Consider the following 13,547-nt stretch of genomic DNA (forward strand, 5'->3'; position numbering starts at 1 on the left):
CTCTCCCCTTTTTATACAGTTACTGCTACTTTGGCACCAGCACGCTGGGCAGGCATTGCTTCTGTAGAGAATGTGATCGTCTCCAGTACGTGCAGGAGAGCGGAAGCTGTATCCAGCGAAGTCAAGCATACCGCGCCGTTTTCTACTGCTTCCCGACGAATGCGGAAACCGTCGCGTTGTGGCGTTTTGCCTTTTGTCAGTGTATTGAGTACGATGTTCGCTTCGCCTGTATGGATGACATCCAGCAGGTTTGGCGTGCCTTCGGACAATTTGCTCACGCGTGTGACTTGCAGTCCCGCTTGCTCCAAATAATCGGCAGTGCCTGCGGTTGCCATCAGCTTGAAGCCGAGGTGGCGGAAGCGTTTCACAATGTCTAGCGCTTCTTCCTTGTCTTTATCGGCAACTGTCACGAGCAAGGTGCCTTGTGTCGGTATATTCATGCCTGCTGCGACCAAGCCTTTGTACAGCGCTTTTGCCAGTGTGCTCTCGCGTCCCATGACTTCTCCGGTCGATTTCATTTCAGGGCCGAGCGTAATATCAACGCGGCGCAGCTTTGCAAAGGAGAAGACGGGTACTTTGACAGAAACCATCGACTCCTCTGGATGGTAGCCCGGTGTAAAGCCTTGTTCGATGATCGAGTGACCAAGGATCGCTTTCGTCGCGATGTTCGCCATTGGAATCCCCGTTACTTTGGAGAGGAATGGCACCGTACGGGACGAGCGCGGATTGACCTCGATGACGTATGGGCGGTCTTTATAGATGACGAACTGGATGTTGAGCAAGCCTTTGATTTGCAGGGCACGCGCCAGCTTCGTCGTCATGTCGATCAGTTCATCCTTGATCGCTTGGGACAAGGATTGCGGAGGATATACAGCGATGGAGTCACCGGAGTGCACCCCTGCGCGTTCGATATGCTCCATGATGCCTGGAATCAGGACGTTTTCGCCGTCGCAGATCGCGTCCACTTCCGCTTCTACCCCGACCATGTAACGGTCTACCAGTACAGGGTGATCAGGATTTACCTTCACCGCTTTTTCCATGTACTCCAACAGTTCGGACTGATTGTAGACGATTTCCATCGCACGTCCGCCAAGTACGTAGGATGGGCGTACCAGGACTGGGAAGCCAAGACCTTCTGCTGCCACGACTGCCTGCTCGACAGAAGTTACCGTTTTGCCTGGTGGTTGGGCGATTTCCAGCTCGCGCAGCAGCGCTTCGAACTTCTCGCGGTTTTCTGCTGCGTCGATGTTTTCCAGACTCGTACCCAAGATTTTGATTCCGCGTGCAGCCAGCTTGTCAGCCAGGTTGATCGCGGTTTGCCCGCCGAATTGTACGATGACACCCTCTGGTTTTTCCACATCGAGAATGTTCATGACGTCTTCGATGTACAGCGGCTCGAAGTATAGGCGATCAGATGTGTTGAAGTCTGTGGAAACAGTCTCCGGGTTGTTGTTGATGATCACTGCCTCATAGCCCGCTTCTCTCAGTGCCCAGACAGCGTGGACAGTCGCATAGTCAAACTCGATGCCTTGACCGATGCGGATTGGTCCGGAGCCCAGTACAACCACGCGCTTCTTGCCAGTCTCAATGCGCTCGTCTTCCACTTCATAAGCGGAGTAGTAGTACGGTGTTTGCGCTTCGAATTCTGCCGCGCACGTATCTACCATTTTATATACAGGTACAAAGCCTTTCTCTTTGCGCATTGCGTGTACCGCATCTTCTGTCTCACCGCACAGCTCGGCAATTTTGCGGTCCGTGAAGCCCATGCGCTTTGCTTCGTACAGCTTCTCACTCGTCAAGCCTTTTGCCAGTTCCGCTTCAAAGGCAATCATTTTATGGAACTTGTGCAGGAAGAACAGATCGATCTTGGTCAGGTTGTGCAGTTGTTCGATCGTCCAGCCACGGCGCAGTGCTTCTGCCAGCAGGAAGAGGCGTTCGTCATCCGCTTGTACCAGTCGTGCTTTCAAATCTTCCTCGCTGATTTCGTCTGCTCCTTTGATCTCGATGTGATAGCTGCCGATTTCCAAGGAACGAATGGCTTTCATGATCGATTCTTCAAAAGTCCGACCGATTGCCATCACTTCTCCGGTCGCTTTCATTTGCGTACCGAGCTTGCGGTTGGCGGATTGGAACTTGTCGAACGGCCAGCGTGGAATTTTGCTGACGATGTAGTCCAGCGTTGGCTCGAAGCATGCGTAAGTTTGGCCTGTCACCGGGTTTTTCAGCTCATCCAACGTGTAGCCGATTGCGATTTTGGCTGCCATCTTTGCGATTGGGTAGCCTGTTGCCTTGGAAGCCAGTGCAGAAGAGCGGCTCACACGCGGGTTCACTTCGATCACATAGTACTGGAAGCTGTGCGGATCGAGTGCGTATTGTACGTTGCAGCCTCCCTCGATACCGAGCGCCCGGATGATGTTCAGTGCGGATGTGCGCAGCATTTGATACTCGCGGTCAGCCAGTGTTTGGCTAGGCGCTACTACGATGGAATCACCAGTATGCACGCCGACTGGGTCGATGTTTTCCATGTTGCAGACGACGATGCAGTTGTCGTTGGCATCGCGCATTACTTCGTACTCGATTTCTTTCATGCCGGCGATGCTTTTCTCGATCAAGCATTGCGTAATCGGGGAGTATTTCAATCCGCTTGCGACAATCTCGCGGAGTGTTTCTTCATCATCACAAATTCCGCCGCCTGTACCACCCAAGGTGTAGGCAGGACGAACGATGATGGGATAACCGATTTCGTTTGCAAAATCGACAGCTTCTTCTACCGTACTCACGATGACTGATTCAGGTACTGGCTCGCCCAGTTCATTCATGAGGGAGCGGAACAGGTCGCGGTCTTCTGCTTGCTTGATCGATTCCAGCTTGGTTCCGAGCAGCTTTACATTTTCTTGCTCGAGAACGCCTGCTTCTGAGAGGGCAACAGCCATGTTCAAGCCTGTTTGACCGCCAAGTGTAGGCAGTAGTCCATCCGGCTTCTCTTGACGAATGACGCGCGCTACGAATTCAGGTGTGATTGGCTCGATATATACTTTGTCCGCCATGTTTGTATCCGTCATGATGGTCGCCGGGTTGGAGTTGATCAGAACTACCTCCATGCCCTCTTCTTTTAACGCCTCGCATGCTTGCGTGCCGGCATAGTCAAATTCTGCTGCCTGCCCGATAACGATAGGTCCAGAGCCGATTACGAGGATTTTTTTCAGATTATCTTGTTTTGGCATGAGTTTTTTCCTCCTTAGCGGTTTCCATCATCGCAAGAAACTGGTCGAACAGGTAGCCGGAATCATACGGTCCTGGAGCTGCTTCTGGATGGTACTGTACTGAGAATGCATTCTTAGCGGCATGACGTACGCCTTCGATGGTGCCATCATTCAGTGCGATATGTGTAACTTCCAGTTCCGTGCCTGCGAGCGAGTCTTCTTTGACTGCATAGCTGTGGTTCTGGGATGTGATATAGGTGCGTCCGGTTGGCAGCTCTTTTACCGGATGGTTGCCGCCACGGTGTCCGAATTTCATTTTCGTCGTGTCAGCGCCAGATGCGAGCGCGAACAGTTGGTGACCGAGGCAAATTCCGAACAGCGGATATTCACCCAAGATTTCGCGAATCATCTCTACGGCTTGTGGTACGTCCTTCGGGTCCCCAGGGCCATTGGACAAAAGTATTCCGTCCGGTTGAATGCGGCGAATCTCTTCTGCTGTCACATTGTAAGGCACAACGACAACGTCGCAGTTGCGCTTGGTCAGCTCGCGCAAAATCCCGTGCTTGGCTCCGAAGTCTACCAGTACTACCCGATGACCTGTACCCGGGCAGCTGAAGACGCTTTTCGTAGAAACGCGTGATACTTGGTCTGTCATCAATGTCGTGCCGTTTAAGGCAGCAACCAATTCAGCCAACGGGGCTTCACTGGTTGTAATCATGCCCTTCATCGTGCCGTGGTAACGAATTTTTCTCGTCAGCATCCGGGTGTCGATTCCAGCAATGCCCGGAATGTCGTATGTTTTCAGCAGTTCGTCGAGCGTGTTCGTATTGCGCCAGTTGCTCGGTGCCTCGCAATGCTCGCGAACAACGAAGCCGTGAATGTATGGACGAACAGCTTCAAAGTCGTCTCGATTGATCCCGTAATTTCCGATTAGCGGGTATGTCATGGTGACGATCTGTCCGCAGTAGGATGGGTCGGACAAAACCTCCTGATAGCCAGTCAGCCCTGTATTGAAAACCACTTCCCCGTAGGACTCCTTTGTCGCTCCAAATGCCGTCCCGATAAATTCTGTTCCGTCTTCCAAGATCAATCTTGCACGCATCTATGCTCCTCCTCCATTGTCGTGTAAAAACTTTTGTCTTGTCTGTCAGTCGTTTTTACACGTTTTGATATACAATCTTCCCATCTACCAGTGTCAGGGTCGGCCAGCCTTTGCATGCCCAACCGGCAAATGGTGTGTTGATTCCTTTACTTGCGAATGTGCTTGGGTCAATTGTTTTTTCCGTTTCCAGATCAATCACAGTCAGGTCTGCTGGCGCGCCTACTTCCAGACGTCCGTATGGCAGATTGAATGCTTCTGCTGGCTTCACGGTCAACAGCTCAACCAACTTCTTCAAGGTCAGCTCTCCCGTTTGTACGAGATTTGTGTACAACAGCGGGAATGCTGTCTCCAGTCCGACAATTCCGAATGGCGCACGGTTTATCCCGTTTGCTTTTTCCTCTTGGGTGTGTGGTGCATGGTCGGTTGCGATCATATCAATGGTGCCGTCTTTTAATCCCGCAATCAGTGCAGCACGATCTTCACGAGAGCGCAGCGGCGGGTTCATTTTCCAATTCGTATCCAGATTGTCCGGGATATCCTCGTCGCACAGCAAGAGATGATGCGGACTGACTTCACATGTTACATTCACGCCAGCGCGTTTCCCGTCGCGTACCAGACGCACCGACTCTTTCGCGCTGATGTGACATACGTGGTAGTGCACACCTGTCTGTTCTGCCAGCAAAATATCGCGGCCAACGTGGATGGACTCTGATTCAGAAGGAATTCCCGGGAGTCCGTGTCGAGCTGCAACCACCCCGTCATGCAAAGCTGCTCCCGGGATCAACAGGTCTTCGTCCTCACAGTGAGCGACGATTGCGATCCCGAGCTCTGCTGCTTTTTGCATGGCCTTTTTCATCATCGCAGTTGATTGCACACCCACACCGTCATCTGTCAGCGCGAAGATCCCCGCTTCTTTTAACCCAGCGAAATCCGTCAGCTCTTTTCCCAATTGGCGAACGGTAATCGCACCATATGGGATCACGCGCGCCATACCTGCCTCGCTCGCTTTGTCCAAAATGTAGGTCACGGTCTCGACACTATCAATGGACGGTCGTGTGTTTGGCATGCATGCTACTGTTGTAAATCCGCCTTGTACCGCTGCTTTTGCCCCTGTTTCGATCGTTTCTTTATGTTCAAAGCCTGGCTCGCGCAGATGTACGTGGACATCGATGAGACCCGCGCTAATCATGCCGCCATGACAATCGATCCATTCATGTCCCTCGCGATCGAGTGTTTCCCCCATCGCTGTGATTCTTCCCTTTTCTACCAATATTTCCATCGGGGTGAGTTCCCCCGCCTGATTTAGTACGTTGCCGTTGCCAAGGATGATTCCCATGTCATTTCGCTCCCTTTCAAAAGAGTTTCTAAAACTGCCATTCTTGCTGCGACTCCGTTGGTCACTTGGGTTTGAATCAAGGACGTTTCGCATTCTACCAAATCGGTATGAATCTCAACCCCGCGATTGACGGGTGCCGGATGCATGATGACTGCGCCGGACTTCATCATTTTGGCTCTTTCCAGTGTGAGCCCATGTGCCTTGTGATACTCTTCCTTCGATAGATAGAGGGATTCCGCATGGCGCTCCAGCTGAACGCGCAGCATCATGACCACATCTGCGGTTTGAACGGCTTCTTCCATTTCCACGATTTTGACACCTTGCGGGATATGGGCTGGCATCATGGTAGCAGGACCTGAGAGCAGCAGATTCACACCGAGCTTCGGCAGCGCATGCAGATGAGAACCGAGCACGCGGCTGTGGCGCAGATCTCCAATGATCGCTACCGTGAGACCAGAGAGCTTGCCAAACTTTCTTTTCATGGTCAAAAGATCCAGCAGGCATTGCGTCGGGTGCTCATTCGTTCCATCTCCCGCGTTGATTAGCTTCAGGTCAACGCTTTCTGCCAACTCTTGCAGCAGGCCTTCCTTTTTGGTGCGGATCACGGCTGCTTCCACGCCCATTGCTTCCAAGGTGCGAATCGTGTCATAGACCGTCTCGCCTTTTACGGTAGAGGAGGTTTCCGGAATGAAGTTCAAAACATGTGCGCCCAGTCGCTTTTGAGCTACTTCAAAAGAGAAGCGTGTTCTGGTGCTGGCCTCGAAGAACAGATTCGCGACAAACCGTCCGCGCAGGATATCCGCTTGCTCAGTTGGTCTGGCAGCCCAATGCTCTGCTCGCTCGAGGAGCTGGATGATTTGTTCTTTCGATAAGTCTTTGAGGCCAATCAAATGCGCTACATTTTTCATCATGAATCCCTCCGGTTCTTTATTTTTCAAAAGAAAAAGCTTCTTGGCATCGCTTTGCATCTGGAGGCAAGCGAGACAAGAAGCTGGTTGAGTGCCTTTTTTGGGCAGCCAAAACAGCGTTCTTTGCCTTGCCAGCCTCTCTGGACTGGATTTAAAGGATTGGGAACGTTAGGCTATTTATTTTTGTTCTTCAAGGTGCGCTTCTCCCATCGCAGTCTCTTTTCCTGGAAGGATCAGGTGCAGAATAATTCCCAGGAAGGTAGAGAGTGCGATATTATCGATGGTCAGATCACTCAGGAAAGCGATACCTGTACTTGCAAAACTGATTTTGTATCCGCCGATTCCCGTGACGAGGATGACCGCTGCGAGAATCATGTTGCGCTTGTCTGCAAAATTCACTTTGTGCTCGACGTACATCCGCAAGCCTTGTGCTGCGATGATACCGAACAGGATGATGGAAACACCGCCAAGTACCGGCGTTGGAATCGTCATTAAAATGGCGCTAATCTTACCAGCGAAGGCGAACATGATTGCCAGTACAGCAGCCAGACCGATGACTACTCGGCTGTATACCTTCGTCATTGCAAGGACACCGATGTTTTCTCCATATGTCGTTGCTGGCGGACCTCCGATGATGGCTGCCAGTGAGGTCGCTACCCCGTCTCCGAGCAAGCTGCGGTGCAGACCCGGATTTTTCATCAGATCGCGATCCATGACCTTGCTCGTTACCAGCAAGTGCCCCAAATGCTCTGCCAGCGTGACGAAAGCGACTGGCGCGATGACCAGTGCTGCGATCCATGCAGAGCCGTCACCGATCACACTCATGACTTCGGTAAATTTGAAGTGCTCCGTAAACATTTTTTGTGGCGTGATGAACCAGTCTGCTTCTACTACTTTTTGAAAGTTAATCAGTTCAGGGTGACGCAGCAGCGTGTATACATAGCCTGTAACCATACCGATCAAGATGGGGATAAGACCAAGGAATCCGCGCAGCATGACCGCTGCAAGCACTGTTATGACCACAGTTACGAGCGAGATTTCAATCGAAGTCAGCGACATTTGCGATTGACCGTCTACAGTGACTTTCGTTGCCATATCTACTGCTACGCCAGCCAGGCTCAGACCGATCACGACGATGACAGAAGCGATGACAACAGGTGGCAGTACCCGATCGAGCCATTTGACTCCTGCTTTTTTCACGATACCGGCGACGATGATGTACACAATCCCGGAGAGGAAGCAACCCAAGAGTGCCGTCCCTACTCCATGTGATTGACTCACGACGATAATCGGACCGATGAAAGCGAAGGAAGAACCGAGGTAGTTTGGCAGTTTTCCTTTGGTGATCCACAGGAATAAAAGGGTTCCAATCCCGCTTGCCATGAGCGCCGTTGCTACATCCAGCCCCGTTAAGATCGGCACCAATACAGTCGAGCCGAACATCGCGAACAAGTGTTGGATACTAAGTGGCAGCAATCGCGAAATATGTGGTGTTTCGTCTACATCGATGTAATTTTTCTGGCTCATGCCTGTATGCCCCCTGTTTCGTTTCTTCCATATCAAAAAAGTGTCTTTTATACAAAAAACCTCTTTGTGTGGACACAAAGAGGCTAGCTTCGCCATAATCATGGGAAGTATCTTGCCTCTTGCCGACCTCACGGGATCGTTTTTAAAGAGGAATCCTATTCTTTATTACAGTAGCTGTCGGATGGAGACAATATCCATAACGTCCACTTCTGCCAATTGTACATCGACAATTTCCGTTCGGGCAGTAGGGAGGTTTTTTCCGACGAAATCAGGGCGAATTGGCAACTCGCGATGACCACGATCAACCAGAACAGCCAGTTGAATCATCCGTGGGCGACCGTTGTCAATCAGTGCATCCAACGCGGCACGCACGGTTCTTCCCGTGTAGAGAACATCATCTACCAGGATCACGGTCTTGCCTGTGATTTGATCCGGGAGCTTGGAGCCTTGCAAAATGGCATCTTCGGACTTGTGTTGCAAATCGTCACGATAGAACGTAATGTCCAGCTCACCGACTGGGACTTTCACATTTTCAATCATTTCGATTCTTTCCACAAGGCGTTGCGCGAGATAGATCCCTCTAGTCTTGATGCCCACGATAATGAGATCCTCGACGCCTTTATTTCGCTCGATAATTTCATGCGCGATTCGCGTGAGTGCGCGGCGGATCGCCGCTTCATCCATAATAACGCTTTTGTTGATCATCTCAATATCCCCCTTTTCGACGGGAACAGTGGACCTTACGAAAAAAGGCTCCTTGTCAGGAGACAAGAAGCCCTCGGACAAACTGACCGGACTTTTAAACGTCCCGCCTGTTTGTCATTCCGTGCCCTTGCCAGCCTCACTGGACTGGATTTAAAGGTTCCATTCGTCATGTAGAATTATGTCACGATTCTGGACGGGTGTCAATGCAGCCCGAAAAAGTCTAACTATTCCCAATAGACGCTGACCCACGGTGGCAAGTAGTTCGCATAATAACCAATGTCCCCTGTCATATCTTTGATCAGCTCGATTTGTTTGTCCGCATTCTCGCCAATTCCTTGGATAAACAGGGAGCCATGCTCCGCTCGATCCAACCGCAAGAAAAGAAGCTGTTTCCCATCTGGAGACGGCGCTGGATAGTAGTCCGCTGTATTCGCTTCCCCTTTTGTCACCTGCTGCTCCGCTCCATCTGCGGATCGCCGCCAGATGCCTTGTTCCGGTACCATGACCTTCTTTGGGTCGTAGGAATACTCTGTAGCCAAGCCTCTGGTGAAAAGCAGCGTGTACGGAGCTTTCGGAATCCATACCGGGTAAGTGTCTACCACCACTGGACCAGGGCTGACTGTTTTGACCTTTCCTGCTCGATCCATCAGCTTCAACTGCTTGTTAGTTGTGGCGATCCGGTCAGTTCCATCGACAAAAGCGAGCTGTTCGCCATTTGGTGTCCAGGCAAGCCAATCAGGATAAGCCAATCCTGTTCCGATCTCTAATGGCTTTTTGGCAGGCTGTGTCAAATCAAAGCATTGAATAGGTACGCCATCAGCAGATAAGGAACCGGAGTTATACCTGACAAAGTAGGCCACAGCCTTCCCATCCGGAGATACTTTTAAGCCTGTCGCTGCCCATGGGTATATGCCTTCTTCCACTTTTGGCGGTTCTGCTATCGGATAGGCAGCCAACGGTTTACCTGCAAGTGTGCGCAAGGCCAGTGTCATCGGCTTATTTTTTTCGGCAGGTAGCGAGACAAGCATGTTTTCCCCATCCGGCATCCAGACAAAATCTGCGAAATCAGCCTTCGTTGTACTTTGCAAAGCTAATTCTCCATGCTCTTGGACGTCTTTTACGATCAGCAATAGTCTCGGTGCTTCATTACTGCCAACATTCACGGTGTACGCGAGCTTGTTCGCTTTCGGAGACCATTTTGGCGTTTCAAAAACCGCTCGCTCGTCTACTTGCACAGCTTTGCTGCCGTCAGCGCTGACGATCCACACATAGCCTGGTGTCGAGTAATTGTCGTTGCCTTTGTATTTCACAAACAGGAGCCACTTGCCATCTGGCGACCAGCCCACGATCTGTGCATAGCCGTCCTTGGTGATTTGCCTTACCTTTCCTGTCGCATCCCGTCCATCCACCAAAAACAAATGCTGGTTGCTCGTAAATGCAATTTTTGCCGGAACGCTTATTTCTTTGTTCACTCGCTCTGGCCCTTGGCTTTGGGCTGCTACCTTTGCTTCACCGTTTGCTGTGACAAGTACAGCCAAAAGGACAAAAAGGCTGATCAGCTTCCCCCATTTTCCGATCACAGGCATTCACTCCTTACACGTTCTATTGAATGATGAAAAAAACGCCAGAAGAAAGTAATAAGCTCTCTACTAGCGTTTTCCAATCCAACTGCCATTATGTAAGTGTCATAGGAAGACTGGCTGCAACAACAAAAAACGATTGCCATGCAGATCCTCGAAAACAACCTCAATGCCATACATCACTTCGTTTGGTTCACTCACAAACTTTACACCGTGTTGACGCAGTGTTTCGTATGTGGACCAAAAATCATCCGTCTCCCAAACCCACATTGGATTTCTGCCGACTTGACGAAGCATTTCCTGCGCAACGTCTTCCCGATGCCAATGAGTTGGGTCATGCAGTACAATCTCTATCTCCTGCCCAGGCAGGCTGACGGTGAGCCAACGAGAGCCATCATCCATACGCGAATCCATGCGTTTTTCGAAACCGAGTTTTTCCGTGTAAAACCGCAATGCCTCTTCACTGTCGTGAACGTACAGCGTTACATGCGCTAATCTTTTTAGCACGGCTATTCCTCCTGTTCTCTTTACGCTTGTCGGAGAACTTCGATGACCTCAAGCATTTCCTTCGGCATTGGCGTTTCGAACTCGAGCTGCTCTCCTGTACGTGGATGGATGAAGCCCAATGTTTTCGCATGCAGAGCTTGTCCATCGAGCTCCAATGTATTTTTCGGACCGTATTTCGGGTCACCTGCCAGTGGATAGCCAATGTACTTCATGTGTACGCGAATTTGATGGGTACGTCCTGTTTCGAGTTTCAATTCTACCAACGTGTACTCCTTAAAGCGCTCCAACACGATAAAATGCGTAACAGCTGGCTTGCTGTTTTCAAAAACGACCGCCATTTGCTGGCGATTTTTCGGATCGCGCCCGATTGGTGCTTCAATCGTTCCCATTTCATGCGGGATGACACCGTGAACAATCGCGACATACTTCCGATTGACTGTATGTGCTTTCAATTGTTCAGCCAAACCCATATGTGCCTTATCGTTTTTAGCTACCATCAAAAGGCCGGAAGTATCCTTGTCAATGCGGTGGACAATTCCCGGACGCAAAACGCCATTGATTCCGGACAAATCCTTGCAATGTGCCAAAAGCCCATTGACGAGTGTCCCAGTGTAATGACCAGGAGCAGGATGCACGACGAGTCCACGTGGTTTATTCACGACCACGACATCGCTATCCTCGTATACAATATCAAGCGACATCTCTTCTGGCTGGATTGCCATTTCTTTTGGCGGTGGAACACGGAGAGTCACTTCGTCCTCTGCCTGTAGCTTGTAGTTGTTTTTGATCGGTTCACCATTTACAGTGACACGACCTTCCTTTACCCAAGCCTGCACCTGTGAACGGGACCAATCTTCATTTTGCAGCGTGATAAATTTGTCGATGCGCTCACTCGTATCCGCTGGGTCTACCGTCCAATCGTAACGTTCAAATAATTGCGTGTCATTCATGTATGTTCTCCACCTATCCGAGCTTTCCCACTATTATTCTCATGACTATCGGTTTTTCTTCCCATCCAGAAAAACATCGAGAAGCAAAATCCCCACACCAATCGTGATGGCCATATCAGCCACGTTAAAGATCGGGAAGTGAATCAACGTAAAATCGAGAAAATCTACGACTTGACCGGACGTCGCACGATCAATGAAATTCCCGACGGCTCCACCCAAGACAAATGACAGCGCCAACGATGCACGAGGTTGTTTTTTTCCCAAGCGAATCAAGGAAATGACAATCCCAATCACAACGACAGTGGTAATGGCAATAAAAAACCAACGTCGATTTTGCAGGATGCCAAACGCCGCTCCCATGTTTCGATGGGAAGTTAGATGAAATACGTCCGCGATCAAAGGAATGGATTCTCCCAGTTCCATATACTTCACGACTAAATACTTTGTAAACTGATCAAGCGCAATAATTACTGCCGCAATGAGATAGTACAACAATGGAATGTCCTCCTTATTCTGCTTCGACCAGCAACTGTACAAACACAATGTCAAATGATCATTTTACCAGAGACAGCCTACGTGAACAAGCGCTTTCCTTTTTTGTACAGTCGATAGCCTTTGCGTACGACTTCCAGCATCCACAATGGAATTTTCCATCCACGATCCTTGATAAACGGCAGATACACCTTGTAATACGCCTTACGTAAATCACGCCATTTCGTGTCTGTATCATTGACATAGTAATCCGATACATCAATCAGATACCCTCGTCCCTGATCCATTAATACGTTTTTCCCATGGACATCATGTGGAAACAAGCCCTTCCTGCGGGCTTCTTCTAGCGCCTCCTCCACGTCTTCAATCACCTGCGGAGGAATCGGGATACCAAAGCGCACACAGTCAAACAGGGGTATGCCGTTCATCCGCGTAATGACCAGGTATCCTTCTCCATAATCATAACAGATGGGGAAGGAACGAGTCTCGCCAAGCTTGCGATAGACTTCGATTTCCTGTTCGGCTCCTGGTCTTCCAGGTGCGTACAGCTTGATCACTACCTTCGGATAGTCCGGATGGGCAAATACGGCAGCATAATTGCCAGTACCGACCAGCTCCCAGGGATATGGCGTGTGGTGTACGACGACTGGATCATCTGGCGACAGACTCTCCACTTGAACTTCCTGTAAAAAAGCTTTCAATATATGCTGATCGATCCGCATCGTTTCTCATCATCTCTCATCAGTTACCGACTTCGAACTACGTTAAAACAAAATTACTACTACGATCATTCAGACACTTCCTATAAGGGGCAAAAAATCCTTTGCACTGGTAGGGCCAGGAGGTCCTGTCCGATTCCAATGAAAGGATTGCATATGGACAAGAATACCTCATTTTTTTGATTTGGTAAATGGGTAGCGAATGTCCACCAATCGTACCTGTTTTTATGTAGTGTATAACGAATGATTCTAACTGATTCATTTGGAAAATAAGGCTCTTGTATGGTGCTGTCGTGGTGGGGAGGAAACAGGAGAAAACGCTCAGATTCTAGGGCCACCCGCTGGGAGATTGACTGCCCGGCTCCATGATAAAAAGCGAAACCCGCGTCCAAAGTCGTCCCTTCAGGAGGTATCTCAGAGGTGGACGCTAAGAGCTTGTTTCTCTTTTTTTCATTGCGCCTCGGTCGGTGTCCCTAAGATCTTCGCTTTTTTCTCCTGTTTCCTCTACGAGCTTCCTG

Annotated in this window: 11 protein-coding genes; all 11 read right to left on the reverse strand. The window is 50.1% G+C overall.

Going from position 1 to position 13,547, the window contains the following annotated elements; all coding sequences use genetic code 11:
• Window positions 1–11: 11 nt before the first annotated feature.
• On the reverse strand, window positions 12–3,224 hold the full coding sequence (carB, locus tag KB186_RS07275) for a carbamoyl-phosphate synthase large subunit (RefSeq protein ID WP_232773315.1): 3,213 nt from the start codon (window positions 3,222–3,224) through the stop codon (window positions 12–14).
• Window positions 3,208–4,305, reverse strand: coding sequence for a carbamoyl phosphate synthase small subunit (locus KB186_RS07280; RefSeq protein WP_142061874.1), 1,098 nt, complete (start codon window positions 4,303–4,305; stop codon window positions 3,208–3,210). The genes carB and KB186_RS07280 overlap by 17 nt, the downstream gene beginning before the upstream one ends.
• Before the next feature lie 55 nt (window positions 4,306–4,360).
• A complete protein-coding gene (locus KB186_RS07285) occupies window positions 4,361–5,641 on the reverse strand; it encodes a dihydroorotase (RefSeq protein WP_221868434.1) in 1,281 nt (426 codons plus the stop codon).
• Window positions 5,608–6,549, reverse strand: coding sequence for an aspartate carbamoyltransferase catalytic subunit (locus KB186_RS07290; protein WP_173608383.1), 942 nt, complete (start codon window positions 6,547–6,549; stop codon window positions 5,608–5,610). Before KB186_RS07290 ends, KB186_RS07285 begins: the two co-directional genes overlap by 34 nt.
• 177 nt (window positions 6,550–6,726) lie before the next feature.
• On the reverse strand, window positions 6,727–8,076 hold the full coding sequence (locus KB186_RS07295) for a solute carrier family 23 protein (RefSeq protein WP_173608165.1): 1,350 nt from the start codon (window positions 8,074–8,076) through the stop codon (window positions 6,727–6,729).
• A gap of 165 nt (window positions 8,077–8,241) precedes the next feature.
• Window positions 8,242–8,781: a bifunctional pyr operon transcriptional regulator/uracil phosphoribosyltransferase PyrR gene (gene pyrR, locus KB186_RS07300; RefSeq protein ID WP_007728461.1), complete on the reverse strand. Its 540-nt coding sequence runs from the start codon at window positions 8,779–8,781 to the stop codon at window positions 8,242–8,244.
• A gap of 224 nt (window positions 8,782–9,005) precedes the next feature.
• Entirely contained in the window at window positions 9,006–10,367 is a 1,362-nt protein-coding gene (locus tag KB186_RS07305) for a TolB-like translocation protein (protein ID WP_232773316.1), read from the reverse strand.
• A 99-nt stretch (window positions 10,368–10,466) separates the two neighbouring features.
• The gene (locus KB186_RS07310) at window positions 10,467–10,868 is read right to left on the reverse strand and encodes a VOC family protein (protein ID WP_232773317.1); all 402 of its coding nucleotides are present in this window, start codon (window positions 10,866–10,868) and stop codon (window positions 10,467–10,469) included.
• A 20-nt stretch (window positions 10,869–10,888) separates the two neighbouring features.
• Entirely contained in the window at window positions 10,889–11,818 is a 930-nt protein-coding gene (locus KB186_RS07315; RefSeq protein ID WP_232773318.1) for an RluA family pseudouridine synthase, read from the reverse strand.
• Window positions 11,819–11,863: 45 nt separating this feature from the next.
• Complete coding sequence (gene lspA, locus KB186_RS07320) at window positions 11,864–12,313, reverse strand: signal peptidase II (protein WP_173608169.1); 450 nt, start codon at window positions 12,311–12,313, stop codon at window positions 11,864–11,866.
• A 77-nt stretch (window positions 12,314–12,390) separates the two neighbouring features.
• Window positions 12,391–13,032 (reverse strand): serine/threonine-protein kinase, encoded by a 642-nt coding sequence (locus KB186_RS07325; RefSeq protein ID WP_173608170.1) that lies wholly within the window; start codon window positions 13,030–13,032, stop codon window positions 12,391–12,393.
• Between the last annotated feature and the right edge of the window lie 515 nt (window positions 13,033–13,547).

The organism is Brevibacillus sp. AF8 (assembly GCF_021270385.1).
GTDB lineage: Bacteria > Bacillota > Bacilli > Brevibacillales > Brevibacillaceae > Brevibacillus.

What these genes read in the sequence shown, in the direction of transcription:
- KB186_RS07325 (WP_173608170.1), bottom strand. Translation starts at nt 13,032, where the DNA reads ATGCGGATCGATCAGCATATATTGAAAGCTTTTTTACAGGAAGTTCAA.
- KB186_RS07305 (WP_232773316.1), bottom strand. Translation starts at nt 10,367, where the DNA reads ATGCCTGTGATCGGAAAATGGGGGAAGCTGATCAGCCTTTTTGTCCTT.
- pyrR (WP_007728461.1), bottom strand. Translation starts at nt 8,781, where the DNA reads ATGATCAACAAAAGCGTTATTATGGATGAAGCGGCGATCCGCCGCGCA.
- KB186_RS07280 (WP_142061874.1), bottom strand. Translation starts at nt 4,305, where the DNA reads ATGCGTGCAAGATTGATCTTGGAAGACGGAACAGAATTTATCGGGACG.
- KB186_RS07315 (WP_232773318.1), bottom strand. Translation starts at nt 11,818, where the DNA reads ATGAATGACACGCAATTATTTGAACGTTACGATTGGACGGTAGACCCA.
- KB186_RS07290 (WP_173608383.1), bottom strand. Translation starts at nt 6,549, where the DNA reads ATGAAAAATGTAGCGCATTTGATTGGCCTCAAAGACTTATCGAAAGAA.
- carB (WP_232773315.1), bottom strand. Translation starts at nt 3,224, where the DNA reads ATGCCAAAACAAGATAATCTGAAAAAAATCCTCGTAATCGGCTCTGGA.
- KB186_RS07295 (WP_173608165.1), bottom strand. Translation starts at nt 8,076, where the DNA reads ATGAGCCAGAAAAATTACATCGATGTAGACGAAACACCACATATTTCG.
- KB186_RS07285 (WP_221868434.1), bottom strand. Translation starts at nt 5,641, where the DNA reads ATGGGAATCATCCTTGGCAACGGCAACGTACTAAATCAGGCGGGGGAA.